The 17696-nt window shown below is 41.8% G+C and carries 19 protein-coding genes; 9 read left to right on the forward strand and 10 right to left on the reverse strand.

The window, feature by feature from the left end:
* Window positions 1–6: 6 nt before the first annotated feature.
* The 5 genes from SULBA_RS04335 (at window position 7) to SULBA_RS04355 (ending at window position 4547) form a co-directional block, all read left to right on the forward strand.
* The gene (locus SULBA_RS04335; protein WP_014769052.1) at window positions 7–1002 is read left to right on the forward strand and encodes a hypothetical protein; all 996 of its coding nucleotides are present in this window, start codon (window positions 7–9) and stop codon (window positions 1000–1002) included.
* A gap of 55 nt (window positions 1003–1057) precedes the next feature.
* A complete protein-coding gene (locus SULBA_RS04340) occupies window positions 1058–1684 on the forward strand; it encodes a LysE family translocator (protein WP_014769053.1) in 627 nt (208 codons plus the stop codon).
* Window positions 1685–1852: 168 nt separating this feature from the next.
* Entirely contained in the window at window positions 1853–2596 is a 744-nt protein-coding gene (locus SULBA_RS04345; protein ID WP_014769055.1) for a (Fe-S)-binding protein, read from the forward strand.
* Window positions 2593–3966, forward strand: coding sequence for a lactate utilization protein B (locus SULBA_RS04350; RefSeq protein ID WP_014769056.1), 1374 nt, complete (start codon window positions 2593–2595; stop codon window positions 3964–3966). The genes SULBA_RS04345 and SULBA_RS04350 overlap by 4 nt, the downstream gene beginning before the upstream one ends.
* Complete coding sequence (locus SULBA_RS04355; protein WP_014769057.1) at window positions 3963–4547, forward strand: LutC/YkgG family protein; 585 nt, start codon at window positions 3963–3965, stop codon at window positions 4545–4547. The genes SULBA_RS04350 and SULBA_RS04355 overlap by 4 nt, the downstream gene beginning before the upstream one ends.
* Window positions 4548–4582: 35 nt before the next feature.
* Here SULBA_RS04355 and SULBA_RS04360 read toward each other — a convergent pair whose 3' ends face one another.
* Together SULBA_RS04360 and SULBA_RS04365 are read right to left on the reverse strand one after the other, a co-directional pair.
* The gene (locus SULBA_RS04360; protein WP_014769058.1) at window positions 4583–5488 is read right to left on the reverse strand and encodes a DMT family transporter; all 906 of its coding nucleotides are present in this window, start codon (window positions 5486–5488) and stop codon (window positions 4583–4585) included.
* 59 nt (window positions 5489–5547) lie between these two features.
* Window positions 5548–5805, reverse strand: coding sequence for a hypothetical protein (locus SULBA_RS04365; RefSeq protein ID WP_014769059.1), 258 nt, complete (start codon window positions 5803–5805; stop codon window positions 5548–5550).
* 131 nt (window positions 5806–5936) lie between these two features.
* On the opposite strand from SULBA_RS04365, the gene SULBA_RS04370 reads away from it, so the two are divergent.
* Both SULBA_RS04370 and SULBA_RS04375 read left to right on the forward strand, forming a co-directional pair.
* Entirely contained in the window at window positions 5937–7736 is a 1800-nt protein-coding gene (locus SULBA_RS04370; protein WP_014769060.1) for a DUF294 nucleotidyltransferase-like domain-containing protein, read from the forward strand.
* Window positions 7736–8347 carry a 3'-5' exonuclease gene (locus SULBA_RS04375; RefSeq protein WP_014769061.1) on the forward strand — a complete coding sequence of 204 codons (612 nt, stop codon included), beginning with the start codon at window positions 7736–7738 and terminating at the stop codon, window positions 8345–8347. Before SULBA_RS04370 ends, SULBA_RS04375 begins: the two co-directional genes overlap by 1 nt.
* A 53-nt stretch (window positions 8348–8400) precedes the next feature.
* On the opposite strand, the gene metE is transcribed toward SULBA_RS04375, so the two are convergent.
* Together metE and SULBA_RS04385 are read right to left on the reverse strand one after the other, a co-directional pair.
* The gene (metE, locus tag SULBA_RS04380; protein ID WP_014769062.1) at window positions 8401–10596 is read right to left on the reverse strand and encodes a 5-methyltetrahydropteroyltriglutamate--homocysteine S-methyltransferase; all 2196 of its coding nucleotides are present in this window, start codon (window positions 10594–10596) and stop codon (window positions 8401–8403) included.
* 44 nt (window positions 10597–10640) lie between these two features.
* The gene (locus tag SULBA_RS04385) at window positions 10641–10997 is read right to left on the reverse strand and encodes a hypothetical protein (RefSeq protein ID WP_014769063.1); all 357 of its coding nucleotides are present in this window, start codon (window positions 10995–10997) and stop codon (window positions 10641–10643) included.
* Between the two features lie 112 nt (window positions 10998–11109).
* Between SULBA_RS04385 and htpX the strand changes: the two genes are divergently transcribed.
* Together htpX and SULBA_RS04395 are read left to right on the forward strand one after the other, a co-directional pair.
* A complete protein-coding gene (htpX, locus tag SULBA_RS04390; protein WP_014769064.1) occupies window positions 11110–11961 on the forward strand; it encodes a zinc metalloprotease HtpX in 852 nt (283 codons plus the stop codon).
* Between the two features lie 21 nt (window positions 11962–11982).
* Window positions 11983–12357: a cupin domain-containing protein gene (locus tag SULBA_RS04395; protein ID WP_014769065.1), complete on the forward strand. Its 375-nt coding sequence runs from the start codon at window positions 11983–11985 to the stop codon at window positions 12355–12357.
* A 19-nt stretch (window positions 12358–12376) separates the two neighbouring features.
* On the opposite strand, the gene SULBA_RS04400 is transcribed toward SULBA_RS04395, so the two are convergent.
* From SULBA_RS04400 to trpB, 6 genes are read right to left on the reverse strand one after another with little or no spacing between them, the layout of a single operon-like run.
* The gene (locus SULBA_RS04400; RefSeq protein ID WP_014769066.1) at window positions 12377–12913 is read right to left on the reverse strand and encodes an RBBP9/YdeN family alpha/beta hydrolase; all 537 of its coding nucleotides are present in this window, start codon (window positions 12911–12913) and stop codon (window positions 12377–12379) included.
* A 15-nt stretch (window positions 12914–12928) separates the two neighbouring features.
* Window positions 12929–13771, reverse strand: a complete 843-nt coding sequence (locus SULBA_RS04405) for a CheR family methyltransferase (RefSeq protein WP_014769067.1) — start codon at window positions 13769–13771, stop codon at window positions 12929–12931.
* Window positions 13772–14341, reverse strand: coding sequence for a CheB methylesterase domain-containing protein (locus SULBA_RS04410; protein WP_041671807.1), 570 nt, complete (start codon window positions 14339–14341; stop codon window positions 13772–13774).
* 5 nt (window positions 14342–14346) lie between these two features.
* A complete protein-coding gene (locus SULBA_RS04415; protein WP_014769069.1) occupies window positions 14347–15804 on the reverse strand; it encodes a leucyl aminopeptidase in 1458 nt (485 codons plus the stop codon).
* Window positions 15794–16483 (reverse strand): DedA family protein, encoded by a 690-nt coding sequence (locus tag SULBA_RS04420; protein WP_014769070.1) that lies wholly within the window; start codon window positions 16481–16483, stop codon window positions 15794–15796. Before SULBA_RS04420 ends, SULBA_RS04415 begins: the two co-directional genes overlap by 11 nt.
* A gap of 5 nt (window positions 16484–16488) precedes the next feature.
* Complete coding sequence (trpB, locus tag SULBA_RS04425; RefSeq protein ID WP_014769071.1) at window positions 16489–17694, reverse strand: tryptophan synthase subunit beta; 1206 nt, start codon at window positions 17692–17694, stop codon at window positions 16489–16491.
* Window positions 17695–17696: the final 2 nt, after the last annotated feature.

Genomic DNA, 17696 nt, shown 5'->3' on the forward strand with positions numbered 1-17696 from the left:
GGTACTATGCGTATTGCATCATCGAGTGTTTTGTTAACACAGACGTATCAGGCGGACTCGTCAAGCCTCGTTCATGAACGTATTAATCAAGATGAAATTGTCCGTTTGTCGCAAGTGAGTGAGTCTGAAAAGCTCTCGTTAAATGCGGTAGGTTTAGTGAAAACACAAGAGGGGCAAAGTATTGCGCTCTCATTGCAAACTGAACTTTCTCGCTATGACAGCTACCGTGTTGAGATACGTCAAAGTCTTGCCCAAATGGTTGATCCTTTGGTGATTAATCTTAAGGGTGGTCTGGTTGAGGTGGATAAAGAGAAGAAGTTTCAATTTGACTTAAACAGTGATGGCATAAGCGATGAAATTTCTGCCTTAGCGCAAGGGAGTGGATTTTTAGCGTTGGATCGTAACGAAAATGGTGTCATTGACGATGGAAGTGAGCTTTTTGGAACACAAAGTGGCAATGGTTTTTTGGATTTATCCGCCTACGATGATGATGGTAACGGTTGGATAGATGCCAACGATGAAATTTTTTCAAAGCTTAAAATCTGGCAAAAAAGTGCCTTAGAAGATAAACTCATCAGTCTTAGTGAGGCGAGGGTAGGAGCGCTCTTACTGAACAGTGTTCATTCTTCTTTTAGCTATAAAAACGATGAAACACTGAATGCTCAGTTGAAACAAAGCAGTGTGGTGCTTTTTGAAGATGGCAAAACAGGATGGATGTCGCATTTGGATTTTTCGATCACACCTCCTATCTCAGTGCAAACCCAATCAACGCTTCAAGGAAGTAGCGAAGCACAAGGTGGCATCTCTTTAGCTCCCTCAAGTCTCTCTAAACTCAAAGCTTCCACATCCCAGCAAAGTAGTGATAGTTTAGTCGATAGTCTGAAAAAGCGTTTGAAAGTATTGCAAACACGTCTTCCAAAAGCAGAAAATGAGGGTGAAAAAAACGCACTGATGATGCAGATTCTTGATTTATCCGCACGTATTATGCAATTAGGCGGCTAATCTAAGTCATTTTGGGTTACACTTTTACATCTTTACATGTAAAAGGAAAACGCATATGTTAGAGTTACAAACCGTACTCATGTTTATAGGTGCTTCAACACTTTTAGCCTTAGCCCCTGGTCCTGATATTCTTTTTGTTCTTACCCAATCCATGAGTAAAGGGAGTCGTTCAGGTATGGTTATTGCTTTAGGATTGTGCAGTGGATTAGTGTTTCATACAACCGCTGTTGCCCTTGGGGTTGCTGTTATTTTTCAAAGCTCTGAACTGGCGTTTACGCTCTTAAAACTCTTTGGAGCTGGCTATTTGCTCTACCTTGCGTGGATGGCTTTTCGTGATGCTTCAAGAAGTAAATTAAACCTCGATAAAACACCTTTAGCCTTGAGTGCCTTGTATCGACGGGGTATTTTGATGAACATTACCAACCCTAAAGTTTCTATCTTTTTCCTTGCTTTTTTACCTCAATTTACCAATCCTGCATTAGGAAGTGTGACGGTTCAAATTTTTAGTTTAGGGGCACTGTTTATGCTATGTGCACTCAGCGTTTTTACACTGGTATCTCTTTTGGCAGGAAAGCTAGGCGCATGGTTTTCGAAAACACCCTATGGCGAAAGAATTCTTAATTATCTTGCGGGTACTGTTTTTACAGCGTTAGCAGTGAAGTTAGTTTTTACGTCTAAGTAAGGTTGAAGAATGAAAAAATCGCACCTCTTAGCTATTATGATTGCATTGTTTTGTGGAGTGTTACTTATTGAAATTTTTTTAAAAAATATCTTGGGCACATAACAAATAGTCTCTATTTATGCCTATGAATTGTTATGATAAATCAAAAATTAGATGAAGGAAGTCCCCATGAAAATAGGCTTGTTTATCCCCTGTTTTATGAATGAACTCTACCCAGAAGCCTGTATGGCAACGCTTAAGGTATTAGAAGATTTAGGTTTGGATGTAGAGTATCCCCTAGAGCAGACGTGTTGTGGTCAAGCGCAAGCCAATACAGGATGCGCAAAAGAGGCTGCTCTCTTAGCGGAGCGTTTTTTTACTATTTTTAAAAAGTACGATTATATTGTGGCTCCTAGTGGAAGTTGTGTGAGTATGGTGCGCCATAACTATGCACAGTTTTTAGAAGGACGCGAGGGGTTTGAGCGAATGCGTTCACATACCTATGAGCTTGTCGAATTTTTACACGATGTCATTAAGCCAACTTCACTGAAAGCAAAATTTCCATATAAAGTGGGCATTCACAATACCTGCCATTCACACAGAGGTCTTGGTATGGCAAGCATGAGTGAACAAAATGTGCCTGAATTCTCAAAAATCAAAGCGATTCTGAGCAAGGTTGAGGGTATTGCGTTTACGGAATTAAGCCGTAAAGATGAGTGCTGTGGCTTTGGTGGTACGTTTGCCGTGAGTGAAGAGGCGATGAGTGCGGCGATGGGAAGGGCACGCTTGCAAGATCATTTGGATGCAGGCAGTGAGTATATTACAGGCATTGATTTGTCGTGTTTGATGCACATGCAAGGCTTAATTGATCGAGAAAAAATGCCATTAAAAACCATCCATATTGTTCAAATTTTAGCAGGAGATGTGCAATGAGTATCAATCATCCAGAACTTGCCGAAAAATTTGCAAGCAACGTAGAGCGTATGAAATGGCACGATAAAGCCCTTTGGTTTGTGCGCCTCAAACGTGACAATCAAGCCAAAAGTTTAGAAGAGTGGGAAGCCCTTCGTGCGACTGCAGATGCCATTAAAAGCCACACATTAAGTCATTTAGATAGTTATTTAGAAGCGTTTGAAAAAAATGCACAAGCCCGTGGAATTCGTGTGCATTGGGCAAAAGATGCGAAAGAACATAATGAAATTGTGTTGGATTTGCTACGCTCCCATAATGCTAAAATGATTGTAAAAAGTAAATCCATGCTGACAGAGGAGTGCCATCTAAATCCTTACTTAGAAGAGCATGGCATTGAAGTGGTTGATACGGATTTGGGGGAGCGTATTGTGCAATTGCGAAAAGAACCCCCATCGCATATTGTTTTACCTGCTATCCATCTTAAAAAAGAGGATGTGGGTACCACGTTTGAGAAGTTTTTAAAGACAGAAAAAGGCAACGCCGATCCGACCTATCTTACCCGTGCCGCACGAGCGCATTTGCGTGAAAAATTTGTAGGTGCGGATGCCTCTATGACAGGTGTGAATTTTGCGATTGCGCAAACAGGGGGCATTGTGGTGTGTACCAATGAAGGCAATGCCGATTTGGGGGCTAGTTTGCCTAAACTGCATATTGCGTGTATGGGGATTGAAAAAATTATTCCTCGATTGGAAGATTTGAGTATTTTTACACGTCTTTTAGCACGCAGCGCTACAGGGCAACCTGTAACAACCTATACCACGCATTACCACGGTGCGGTTGAGGGTGGTGAAATGCATGTGGTGATTGTGGATAACGGTCGAACGAAAATTCTTGCTGATAAACGCTACATTAAATCACTTCAATGCATTCGATGCGGTGCATGTTTAAATACGTGTCCTATTTATCGAAGGAGTGGAGGTTATAGCTATGGGTATACCATTCCAGGACCTATTGGCTCAACATTAGCGCCCAGCCGTGATTTGAAAAAATACTACAGCTTACCGTTTGCCTGCTCTTTGTGTGCCTCATGCACGAACGTTTGTCCTGTGAAGGTCGATTTGCACCAACAACTCTATTTAAAGCGTCAAGATGTTGTGGATGCTGGGTATTTAAGCCCTGTTAAATACAATGCTTTAAAAATAGCCACATGGTTGATGTGCCGTCCAAAACTGATGGATTTTGCGGGTTTTCTGGCACGTAAAATGGTTCCGATTTTGCCTCGGGTGCTGCTCTATTCTAAGTTTAATGTATGGGGAAAAGCCAGAGAGTTGCCGCCGTTTCCTAAGAACAGTTTTAAAGAACTTTACAAAGCGAAAAAGGGTATCAAATGAGTTCACGTGAAGCAATTTTAAAAGCCATTAAAGAGGCAAAAATAGAGCACAACACAACGCTACCAGAGGTAAATATTCCTCATACAACGTATGAAGATTTGGATGGAAAGTTTGCAACAACGCTTGCTAGTGTGGGAGGCAATGCGGTTCATTTGGAAGCGTTAAGTGCGGTAAATGGCTACATTGAGGAGCATTATAAAGATGCCCCTGTGATTGTCTCAACCGTTGCTGGAATCAATGGCACAAAAGAGCTTAACGCAACGGATGATCCGCATACGCTTAAAGATGTAGATTTGGCGATTATTCAAGGGGAGTTTGCGGTGGCGGAAAATGGAGCGGTGTGGATTATGGAGTCGGATGCAAGGCACCGTGCGCTTTATTTTATCGCTCAAAAGTTGATGATTATTGTTCCAAAGGGTGAAGTGGTGCATAGTATGCATGAAGCGTATGAACGAATCCATTTTGAAAGCAAAGATATTTTTGGGCTTTTTATCAGCGGACCTTCTAAAACGGCGGATATTGAACAATCTTTGGTGATTGGTGCACACGGCGCAACCGAGGCATGTGTCGTATTTGTATAATCTTTAATCCTTACATGTAAGTTTACATGTAAGGATTAATCCGCTTTGCCTCTTTTGCTTAATGAGGGCAATTGAGAGATAATAATTCCTCCAAAAATAACAAAACATGCCAACATTTCGGTTTCACTTAAGCGCTCGTTTAAGAAAATGTACGCCAATAAAACGGTAAAAACAGGTATGAGATTGACAAAGACCGAAGCTTTTGAGGCTTCAATACGACTGAGTGCTAAATTAAACATGCCATAGCCTCCAAGGGTTACAACAATACCTAAGTAGCAAATCCATGCAAAGACTTCTAGATTTAAGTTCATAGGCATGGTAAAGTATTCCCATAGGGCTAAGGGAAAGAAGAAAATGGCTCCAGCAAAGGCTTGAATAGCGGTTAAAAAGAGGGCTGAGAATTTTTGACTCAAGTAGCGCACGGAAATGGCATACCATGTCCCACACACCATCGCACAAAATTCTAAAAAATTGCCCAAAAGTGGGTTGGAAGCACTTTGGCTGCTCTGCGCTCCAAGGCTTAGCCAAATGGCACCTGCAACGGCTAAAACAGAACCAATCACAATACGTTTACTCAAATGTTCTTTCAGTACAAAACTGGCCGCAATAGCAGTCATTAACGGCATCATGGAGGTAATCATGCCCGCTTGCGATGCGGTGGTAAGTTGCAAGGCTTTGGCTTCAAAAATGAAATAAAAGCAAGGTTCAAAGAGGGTGAGTAGCAAGAGGTATTTGACGTCATGGCGTGTAAAAGAGAGTGCTCTGAACTGTTTGATAAAATAGACAAAACATAAACTGGCAATGACCATACGACCAAAAACAACGCTCATAGGCCCTAGAGGACCAATAGCCGCTTTAAGCGCAATAAAAGAGCTTGCCCAGGTAAGCATGGCAATCAGTAAAAACAAAAGTCCAATAGGGTCTGTTTTGGATTGATTCATAAAACTTCTTTAAAGAAAATGTGGGGCACATTGTACTCTCTTTTTGTTCAAGAGCGCTTTTAGGGCTTTGAAAAGCGTTGGACAATACCTTTAAGGTAGGCTTCTGCTAAAGAGGAGATTTCCGTTTCACTCAGGGTAATGGGTGCGTTATGGCTAGGAATGTTGTGCAACAATACGCACAGTTGTGTGCAGGTTTTGTAAAGCTCCTCTGGGCTCATACGTACCATGACATCTACTACGTCATTGGGAAGGTTTTTGGGTTCTAACTGGTGAAGTGCGGTAATGTTGGCTAAAAATGCCTCAAGGGTTGGGTGCAAAAGAATTCCTTTTTTTGTGTGCAATTATGCCACATTTGACTAAGAAGCATCTAAAAAATCTTTACATGTAAAATCCTTTTACCTCTTTGCACGTTACAATAAATCATCTTTACATGTAAAAAGGATTTCGCATGAGCATGCACGATTTAGAGGCGTTTGTACGCTCCATTTATCCTTTTGAGCTTTTAAGCAAAAATGAGCTGAGTAAAGCCACCCGTGCGATGAATATTGCCTATTATAAAAAAGATGAAATTCTCATCTCGCCTAGTAAAACGGCTTCTTTTTTGTACATTATTCTCAAAGGCGAGGTAGGAGAGTTTAGCGAAGATGAACTCTTAAAGGTGTACAGCAAATCTAACAGTTTTGATGCCGATGCTCTCATTTATGGACAGAGTGCTAAGCAGTTTAAAGTCTTAGAAGAGCTCATTTGCTACGAGTTGGACAAAGCCTCTTTTTTGGCATTACTCGATAGCAATGAAGCCTTTAAAGCTTACTTTATTCAAGATCTTGCCAACAAAATACACTCCGCTAAACAACGAGAATACACCACCGAGCTCTCAGGCTTTATGATGGCGTTGGTTCGGGAGTGTTACTTGCACACGCCTACCATTGTGGAGAAGGAGTGCTCCATCATGGAGGCGCTTCGTGAAATGGAGGCGAAAAAGAGCAGTTGCATTGTGGTGCGCTTAGAGGAGGGGTATGGCATCGTGACCGATAGCGTGATTCGCAAACATGTGCTCTTTAACGGGTATGATAAACACGCTTCCATTGGGGCGATTGCGCTTTATCCGCTCATTGGCATTGAGGCGAGTGATTATCTCTTTAACGCATTGCTTAGCTTTACCAAACATGCCATTAAACGTCTGGTGGTGATGGAGCATGGGAAGATTATAGGGATTTTAGAGCAGCTTGATTTGCTGAGCTACTTTGCCAACCACTCCTATTTAGTGGCAGTGAAAATTAAAAAAGCAGGGAGCATTGAGGAGCTTAAAGAGGCGAGTGGGGATTTTATACATATTATTACCAAGTTACATGTAAAAGGAACAAAGGTCGATTATATCGCAAAGCTTATCTCGGAGCTCAATGCCAAAGTGTATGAAAAACTCTACTCCATGATCCTTCCTGAGCATTTGGCGTCCAAGGCGTGTTTGGTGGTCATGGGCAGTGAAGGGCGTAAGGAGCAACTCTTAAAAACCGACCAAGACAATGCTTTGATTATTGAGAATGGGATGGATGTGAGTCTGTATGAGCCTTATATGAAGCGTTTGAGTGAGACACTCATTGATTTTGGGTATCCGCCGTGTGAGGGAAACATTATGGTCTCCAATCCCTACTGGTGCAAACACAAAAGTGCTTATCATAAAGAGATAGAACGCTGGTTTGATGCGCCTAGTATGGAAGATGTGATGCACGTAGCCATCTTTTTTGATGCGCACACCATTGCGGGAGATGCTTCGATGCTTAGTGAGCTTAAAGCGGAGCTTTTAAGGCATGTTGAAGCGCAAACAACCTTTATGGCGCACTTTGCAATGCCTGTATTGGCGTTTGAGACACCCATAGGTTTTTTTGCCAATCTCATTGCCAAAGAGAATAAAATTGATGTCAAAAAAGGGGGCATTTTCCCCATAGTGCATGGTATTCGCAGTTTAGCCTTAGAGCAGAAAATTGAGGTTGGTGATACCGTTGGACGCATCAAAAAGCTAGCACACATAGGCGTGTTGGAGAGTGACTTTTCAGGAGCACTCATTGAAGCGCTCGATACCTTTTTAAACCTGCGTCTCAAAGAGCAATTGCAACGAGGCTTTGGCAATCACGTAAACCTTGAGCACCTCAATGAGTTGGAGTTGGAACTTTTAAAAGACAGCTTTAAAATTGTCAATAAATTTAAAAAGTTTCTCACCCACCACTTTAAACTCTCGATGGTCAGCTAATGTTTGCCTCTTTTTTTGCTAAACGCAACGCCCAAAAATTAAACGACGAGCGTTTTCGCTTTTTATTTGATGAAGCACCAGAGGATGAGGTTGTCGTTTTTGACACCGAAACCACAGGACTCAATCCTAAAAAAGATGAGATTCTCTCTATCGGTGCGGTGAAAGTAAGAGGCAATACCATCTTAATGTCTGAGAAGTTTGAGCTTTTTCTCAAACCTCAGTGTGAAGTCGGGGAGTGTAGCATTAAGATTCATCAAATTCGCAATATCGACCTGCAAAATGCCCTCTCTCCTCGTGAAGCGATTGCGCAGTTTTTACACTTTATAGGCGCACGCCCATTGGTGGGGTACTACCTCGAATTTGACGTTGCGATGATTAACAAATACCTTAAACCGTGGCTGAACATTCACCTACCCAATCCCCAAATCGAACTCTCAGGACTCTATCACGACAAAAAAATCAAACGCATCCCTGATGGGGTCATCGACCTGCGCTTTGATGTGATGATGAAAGAGCTAGGACTGCCCATTTTTGGTAAACACGACGCTTTAAACGATGCGTTGATGAGTGCGATGATGTATGTGAAGTTGCAGAATATTGGAAAATTGTAGGTTTACATGTAAAACCAAAAATCACGAGAGGAAAATCCCCTCGTGAAAACACTCTATCGGAAGCGTTTCACCGCTTGTATCATGTTAGCAAGGGCGGCTTTGGTTTCACTCCAGCCTCTAGTTTTAAGTCCACAATCAGGATTTATCCACAACTGCTCTTTAGGAAGTACCTCTAAAAACGCCTTAATCTGTTCGCTCATCTCCTCCACGCTGGGCACACGAGGGGAATGAATGTCATACACGCCTGGTCCAATTTGCGCTTTGTAGTGGGCTTTTTGGAAGACTTTTAAGAGTTTATTGCCACTGCGTGATGTCTCAATGGTAATAACATCAGCATCCATCGCCTCAATCGTCTCAATGATGTCATTGAAGTTGCTGTAACACATATGGGTGTGAATTTGCGTCTGATCCCACGCACTGCACACCGAGGCTTTAAAGCTCTCCACCGCCCATTTTTCGTACGCTTTGATTTTTTCATTGCGCAGAGGATACCCCTCTTTAAACGCCGCCTCATCGACTTGAATGATTTTAATATCATGGCGCTGAAGCTCATCGACTTCCTCAGCAATCGCACTGGCAACCTCGTACGCCACCTCACTTTTAGGAATATCATTCCGCACAAACGACCAGTTCAAAATGGTCACAGGTCCTGTGAGCATCCCTTTCATAGGTTTATCGGTCAAGCTTTGCGCATAGACACTCCACTCGACACTTAAAGGCTTTCGTCGTTTGACATTGCCGTGTAAAAGAGGAGGCTTGACACATCTGCTTCCATAGCTTTGAACCCATCCGTTTTCGCTAAACGCAAAACCCTCAAGGAGTTCCCCAAAGTACTCGACCATATCGTTGCGCTCAAATTCGCCATGCACCAACACATCAAGACCTATCTTCTCTTGAAACGCCACACATTCTTTAATGAGCTCTTTTAAAGCGTTTTCATAGGATTCTTGAGTCATTTCACCTTTTTTATAAGCCAAACGAAGCGTTCGTGTCTCTTTGGTTTGGGGGAACGAGCCAATGGTGGTGGTTGGAAAAAGCGGAAGGTTGAGTGCTTTTTCTTGAATAAGCGCACGGATACCATAGGGTGAGCGCTTCGCAAAGTGGTTGGTGTGCGCTTGAATGGTTGGCTTCTCTAACGCTACGTTTTGCGTTGGTTTTTCTTTGCTTGCCCAGAGTGTTTGAAGCGTTTGAAGCTCCGCTAATTTTTCAAGTGCAAAGCTCAGCTTTTCTTTTACATGTAAAGGGAGTTTTTGCTCAAACGTGGTGGAATAGGGCACATGAAGTAGAGAGCATGAAGTGCTTAAAATCAGCCTCTCTTCGCCAATCACAGAGGTGATTTTTTCCAAAAGTGCGTAGGATTTGGAGGTATTGTTTTTCCAGACATTGCGTCCATCAATGAGTCCAGCAATGAGCACTTTGTCGTTTACATGTAAAAGCGCTTCAAGGTTTTCCTCTCCATACACAAAATCAAGTCCAATTCCCCAAATAGGGCACTTCCCTAAGACCTCAACGGCTTCATTGGCTTTATCAAAATAGCTCACGACAGCGATGTTGAGGTTGGGTGAAACCCTGCCTAGTTTTTCATACGCAATTTTAAGAAGCGTGTAAAATTTTGGCTCTAAGCTTTTGGCAAACAAAGGCTCATCAAACTGAACAATAATGCCTTCTCCTAGCAGCTCAATGCTCTTAAGTACGCTTGCATAGGCTTCTAAAAGGGCATCAAAAAGCACAAAGGCATCCGTGTTATCGATGGTTTTAGAGAGCGCTAAAAAGGTAATGGGTCCAATAAGATTAATCTTTGGCGTAATGCCCAGCGCTTTGGCTTCATTGAACTCTTCGATAATTTTGCTGGTATCGACACTAAAACGGGTCTGTGCGTGAAGTTCTGGGACAATGTAGTGGTAGTTTGTGTTAAACCATTTGGTCATCTCCATCGCAGAGCGACTCTCATCGCCCCTTGCCATTGCAAAATAGCGTGTGGTTGCATCTTCAATGCCCACAAATCGCTCAGGAATAGCTCCTAAAAGGGTGATGGTATCTAACATCAAATCATAGTAACTAAAATCATTGCACGAAATCACATCAATGCCGTGCGCTTTTTGATAGCTAAAGTGGCGTGCTCGAAGCTCTTTAGCAACTTCTTTGAGTGCGTTAAGGTCACTTTTCCCCGCCCAGTAAGCTTCAAGAGCAAATTTTAACTCACGCTTCTCTCCAATACGTGGAAAGCCTGTCACATAGGTTTTTAACATCTTTTTATTCCTTATTATCTTTATTTTTGAATTTAGTATTTGTGTTATGAAGATAAAAGAAGTGGAGGATGAATACCCGTTCGACGAAAGCTAAAATAGCGGCAAGAGCAGTTACATTTACGGCGTTTTTGGGCGTGTTTTATGGCTGAGTGGGCGCGCTTTGCAAACAAACGACTGCATCGACACACACGAGGGCGGTAGTGAAAAAGGGCTGAAAAAAGAGAAAGAAGAAGAGGTGGTGGGTCATCTTCGTGCAGTTCTTTTTCATTTTCGCCGCAGAAAAGGCGTGTGGTATGAAGGAGGCGTGCGTGTTGGCGTTGGGTTTTGACTTCACTCACGGAAGCTTGAATGGCGGATAATGAAAAGTAGCCTTTTTTGCCAAAGCCACGAGGTAAACGCACGGAGTGTCCTTTTGAAAATGTGTGGGCATTATAGCACAACACCTTTACATGTAAAAAAATCATTTACCAATTTTTGCTAAAATAAAGCCACTATTTTGATAAAGGAAGAAAGATGGAAGTTGTAAAAACCATTGTATTATTAACGCTTATGACACTGTTGTTTGTTTGGGTTGGTGGTATTATGGGAGGGACTCAAGGCATGCTTATAGCACTTGTGATGGCAGGGGTGATGAATTTTGTGAGTTATTTTTACTCCGATACCCTTGTGCTTCGTCATTATCATGCTGTGGAAGTGAGTCCAAGAGAAGCGAAGGGGCTCTTTGAAATTGTTCAAAAGCTAGCCAACAGAGCAAATATTCCTATGCCCAAGGTTTATATTATCCCAGATGGCACTCCCAACGCTTTTGCCACAGGGCGCAATCCTCAAAATGCCGCTGTTGCTGTGACAGAGGGTTTATTGCAACTTTTGGATGAAAATGAGGTGGAAGCAGTTTTGGCACATGAGTTAAGCCATGTGAGGCATTATGATATTTTAGTCGGAACGATTGCTGCAACCATTGCAGGTGCGATAGCCATGATTGCCAATATGCTTCAATGGGGTGCTATGTTTGGAGGCGGTAGAGACAATCGCCCCAATCCTATTTTAATGTTGGTTTTATCGTTGGTATTGCCTTTAGCGGCTGCGGTGATTCAAATGGCGATTAGCCGAAACCGTGAGTACATGGCAGATGAGGGCGCCGCACGTTTGACACGCCATCCTGAATGGTTACAAAGTGCTCTTTCAAAACTCTCTACCTACAACAAACGAGGTATGGTGCAAGAGGCAACGACACAGAGTGCACATATGTTTATTATCAACCCCTTTGCAGGGAAAAATATCTCTTTTGCTTCGCTTTTTTCTACCCATCCTTCAACGGAAGATAGAATTGCAAGGTTAGAAGCATTAAAGTCACAGATTCGTTAATCTTACATGTAAAGGTAAAAAATGAAACAATCACTCCATGAAATCCCCAGTACACCGCTTCAAGCAGGTGAGGGTGCGAGCATGCAAATGCTTATCTCTTCCCAAACAGCTCCTCATTTTGCGATGCGTAAATTTGTCATTAAAAAAGAGGGCTTTATGCCGTTTCACACCAACACGGTAGAGCATGAGCAGTATGTCCTTAAAGGAAAAGCCAGAGTGAGAATGGGCGATGAGAGTTTTATTGCGCAAAAAGATGACATTCTTTTTATTCCAGCGGGTGTTGCACACTCTTATCATGTGATTGGCGATGAAGATTATGAATTTTTGTGTTTAGTCCCTAATCAAGAAGATACCATTGCAATGGTAAAGACAGGTGGGCAAGGGTGTGGCTGTTAAGAAGAGGCTTTAAGCCTCTTTATTTGATATGAATTAACGTCTCTAAATAATCATACCCTTCATCCCACATCCCCAAATCACTCTCACTGTTGATATGGCCACGTTTTCCCAAATCAACCAGTTTACTTCCCCACGCTTTGGCTAGGCGTTGAACATACGGAAAGGTCGCATAAGGATCATTGGTGCTGGCCAAAATGATGGATGGAAAATTAAAAGCGTTTAGGGGTGTCTTTTCAAAACCGTGAGCAGATTTTGGAAAAAGAGGCTCTTGTGGATTGGGTGGGGCGACGAGTAAAGCGCCTTTGATGGGCGTATGGGCTTGACTTGCCCACTGTGCGACCACCAAACACGCCAAACTGTGCGCAACAAGCACCACAGGAGATTGACACTGTTTGAGTGTCGCTTCGAGATTTTCTGCCCACTCTGTAGCATTAGGCTCTTGCCAATCCTTTTGCATCACACGGTAAAAATCAGGATGTGCTTTTTCCCAATGGCTTTGCCAGTGTTTTTCATCAGAGTTTTGATACCCTGGAAGGATAAGTACGGAAGGATTCATACCAATGACCTTGCTTTAAGAATTTTTAACATAGTACGAAAGTCTGTGATGGGTGTGTTTTGTAAAATAATGATTTTCAGGAATAATATCCGCATGCCCTAAAAAGAGTTTTCCCTCAGGTTTGAGCAACGAAGCAAAACGCTCGATGGTTTTCAGTCTAAAAGCATCATCAAAATAGATGAGCATGTTGCGAGAGAAGATAATATCAAAGCTTCCTAAAGAGAGAAAATCACCTTCAAAAATATTGACCTTGCGAAAAGAGATAGACGTAAAGTACTCTTTTTTAGCGCTGTAAAAGCGATCTTCTCTTAAAAAATATTTTTCTTTTAACTGCGCATCTAATTTGTGTAAAGAACGCTCAGAAAAGAGTGCACGTTGTGCTTTTTCAATGGCTTCAGAGTTAATATCAATGCCTGTAATGCTAAAAGAATGTGGTGCGATTTTTTTCTCTTGTAGCATCATGCTTAATGAGTAGACTTCCTCACCTGTAGCGCAGGGTGCACAAAGGATTTTGACACTAGGAATCTTCATAGCAAATTCAACAGCAAGTTCGAGTTGTGACTCTTCTCGATAAAAATAGGTCTCATTCACCGTGACTAAGTCTATTAATTCTTGTCGAAGTTTTGTGTCGTATTGCAATGCCTCAAAGAGTTTTCTAAAACTGTAAATCTCTTTACGTTCACAAAAAAGTCTAAGTTTGGTTTCAATAACACTGTTTTTAGAGAAAAGGTCTACACCAATTTCTCGTTTAATGTAGTGTAAAACATCTTGAAGCCCAAAAGGGTTGAACTCTTGTGGCGGTTGATTGTTCTGTGTGAGCGATATGTCAGGCTCTTTTTTTCTGTTCCAAAACCACATTTAAGACGCTCCAAATAGTTTAATGGCATCAATAATTTGATGTAAAGGCATAACGGTAATATGTGAATTAATTTCAACCGCACGCTTTGGCATACCGTACACTATAGCACTTTCTTCACTCTCTGCAATACAATGTGCACCTTGTTTTTGCAATTCACTCAGTCCATTGGCACCATCATGCCCAATTCCTGTAAGCAAGACTGCCATAATCTCCGAATCCCTTAGGCATTCAAGCGCAGAAGAGAAAAGGGTATCAATGCTAGGATTGTACGGGGTTTCTCCCTCAAGAATAGGTTCGATTTTTGGGGTTAAATCACCTCTTAAGAGATGGCAATTTTGTGGGCAAATGTAAATTGTTGAGGGATGAAGGCTCATCTTTTTATCAACACCGTGTACGACAAGAGGGAGTTCATTTTGAAATTGGCTGATAAAACTAGGAATAAACATACTGTTCATATGTTGCGCAATAATAATACTTGCGTGAAAGGAAGCAGGAATAGAGGCTAAAATTTTTTTTAAATGACCAGGACCTCCCGTGGAAGCCCCAATCAAAACAATCTTTGGTTTCATAAAGTTCACTTTACATCTTTGCTGTCTTCAAGCATCCAATACACATTCATTCTAACACCAGCACCACTGGCACCGCATTGATTATAGCCCCATGCTTTTTCGATATACGCAGGTCCTGCAATATCAAGATGTAACCACTTCTCTTTGTTCTCTTCTTCGATAAAATTATCTAAAAAGAGACCTGCAGTAATAGCCCCACCATAACGGCTAGAGCTAATATTTGACATATCAGCCACAGAGCTTTTAAGCAATTTTTTGAGGTATTTGTTAAAGGGAAGCGTACCGCTAAGCTCACCGCTTTTACTGGCTGCTTTTTGCATGGAGTGTTTTAGTTCACTGCTGTGACCCATGATGCCTGCGGTGTATTCACCAAGGGCTACCACGCATGCACCCGTAAGCGTTGCCATATCTACGAGTAAATCAGGTTTGAGCTCTTGCGCATAGCATAAACAATCCGCCAAGACCAAGCGACCCTCAGCATCGGTGTTACGTACTTCTATGGTTTTGCCATTTTTTGCCACTAAAACATCATCGGGTTTGTAGGCATCGCCTCCAATCATATTTTCAGTCGCGCCTACAATCGCATGAATTTCATAAGGTAGTTCCAGCGTAGCGGCTGCTTTAAAAATAGCCATAACCGCTGCACCACCGCTTTTATCTGCTTTCATGGTCACCATATGTTCACTAGGCTTTAGGCTAAGTCCACCACTATCATACGTTAATCCTTTGCCTACATAAACAAGACGTTTTTTGGACTCTTTTGGCATATAGCTTAGGTGAATTAAGCGTGGAGGATGGATACTTGCACGATTGACGGCTAAAAAGGCATTCATGCCTTGTTCTTTTAGAAAATGCTCATCCATTACTTTACATGTAACGTTTGGAAGAGAACTAAGTGTTTTGGCAACCTCTGCAAGCGCAATGGGGGTCATGTCATGCGGTGTTGTATTGACAATTTCTTTGGCAAAATTGGTTGCTTCTGCGATAGCAGTTGCTATCTTTAGCGCTTCTTGTGCTGTTTGCATGGAGAGGTTGGTGTTGCTATAATCATCCAAACAGATGATGACTTTTTCACACAAAGATGGCTCTTTTTTGCTTTTGTAGGTTTCAAAACGGTAGCTTCCAAGTATAAACCCCTCAATAAGCGCCATCAAGCTCATTTTAGGGCATTGTTCTGAATAGGTACCAATGCTGAGTGTTTTAAAAGCTGTTTTTTGAAGCGCATCCAATGCTTTTGCTGAAGCAAGACGAATATCATCACCCTCTAAAGAGTCACATCCCACATAAAGGGTACGACTGTTTGGAATCAAAAGTGTCTCTTCACTCTCCCCTTTAAAGCCTAAAAGCTCTAAATCTTCTTTGTCTTTAATCCATGCATGTGAGACATTCTTTTTCACGACAAACACGACTTTAATGTCTGCTTTTGTTTCATATAAGGGTTGATTTACAATTTCAAATTTCATGTTTTTCCTTCAATTTTTTATCGGTAACGGTATGAAAATAATAGGAGATACCTCCTCCAATAATAGCGGCTAAGGGTAGAGCAAGGTACCAATGCTCTTTTGCCCAATGAATAACAATTAAAATTTCTTCTCCAAAATACCATGTAGGAATAATGGTAATGGATGCCCACACCCATGCCGACATAAGGTTGATAAAGGCGAACATTTTGCCACTGTAACGTGTCAGTCCTATTGAAATAGGAATCACAGTTCTAAGACCATACAAATAGCGTTGAAGAAAAATAATAGGCCAACCATGACGTTTCAGCAAAAGATGCGCAAGGGCAAGTTTACGGCGTTGTCCATGAAGTTTTTTGTGAACCCATGCTTTATTAAAACGACCAATATAAAAATAGACCTGATCTCCTGCAAAACCACCTAAGCCTGCGACAAAAATTGCTATAAAAAGATTCATATCGCCTGTATGAGTTAAAAGACCAGCCATCACAAGCCCCATCTCTCCCTCAAGCATACCCCAGAAAAAAAGAATAATATAACCATGCTCTTTCATCAAATAGATAAATTTATTTTCCAACCCTTGCACAGGTGCAAAATAGAGAAAATAACCCAAAGTTGAAAGTAAAAGTGTCATAAAAAGGGCAAAAAACTTTCCTGAGTGTTTATTAAAAAGCTCTTTCATGCGTGTTATCCTATTTCGAGAAGGGATTTTGCTTGTACCATATCTTTATCGCCACGCCCTGAGAGATTGACGATAATAATTTTGTTTTTAATCTCTTCTTTTGCCATTTTCTTTAAATATGCAATAGCATGAGCACTTTCAAATGCAGGAATAATGCCTTCTTTACGACTTAACCAGACAAACGCATCTAAGGCTTCTTTATCGGTAATATTGTCATAGGTTGCTGCACCTAATTCTTTTAAGTAAGCGTGTTCTGGCCCAATACCAGGATAGTCAAGCCCTGCAGAAATAGAGTGTGCTTCTAAAACTTGCCCCTCGTCATCTTGCAATAAATAGCTCATCTGTCCGTGAAGCACACCAGGGCTTCCTTTTGCCAGAGAACAGCCATGCTTATCCGTATCTATGCCAAGACCTCCCGCCTCAATGCCAATACATCTCACCCCTTCTTCACCTAGAAAGTGGTTGAAGATTCCCATGGCATTGCTGCCTCCACCAATACACGCAATCACATAATCAGGGAGACGCTTTTCTTTGACTAAAATTTGTGCTTTGGCTTCATAGCCAATGACCGCTTGAAAATCACGTACCATCATGGGGTAGGGATGCGGTCCTGCAACGGTTCCAATAATATAAAACGTATCACGTGCGTGTGTGACCCAGTAGCGAATAGCGTCATTCATCGCATCTTTTAATGTGCGACTACCACTTTTAACTGCATGCACTTTAGCACCCATAAGTTTCATGCGAAAGACATTGAGCTCTTGCCGCTCCACATCTTTTTCACCCATAAAAATTTCACATTCAAGACCTAAAAGTGCTGCAACGGTAGCAGTTGCAACGCCATGTTGTCCTGCTCCTGTTTCTGCAATAACACGCTTTTTACCCATTTTTTTTGCGATTAAGCCTTGTGCAATGGTGTTATTAATTTTGTGGGCACCTGTATGGTTTAAATCTTCACGTTTCAAATAGACTTTTGCACCAATCTCTTGTGAAATATTTTTTGCAAAATACAAAGAAGAGGGACGACCCACATACTCTTTGAGGTATCCATCGACTTCAGACCAGAAGTGTTCATTAAAACGAAGGTTTTGGTACTCTCTTTCAAGTTCTAATAAAACAGGCATAAGCGTTTCAGGAACGTAACGCCCACCAAAAATACCAAAGTGTCCATTGTGATCAGGGTCAAATTTTGAAGCTTTAGGAATATACATGA

It is taken from the genome of Sulfurospirillum barnesii SES-3, from assembly GCF_000265295.1.
Lineage (GTDB): Bacteria > Campylobacterota > Campylobacteria > Campylobacterales > Sulfurospirillaceae > Sulfurospirillum > Sulfurospirillum barnesii.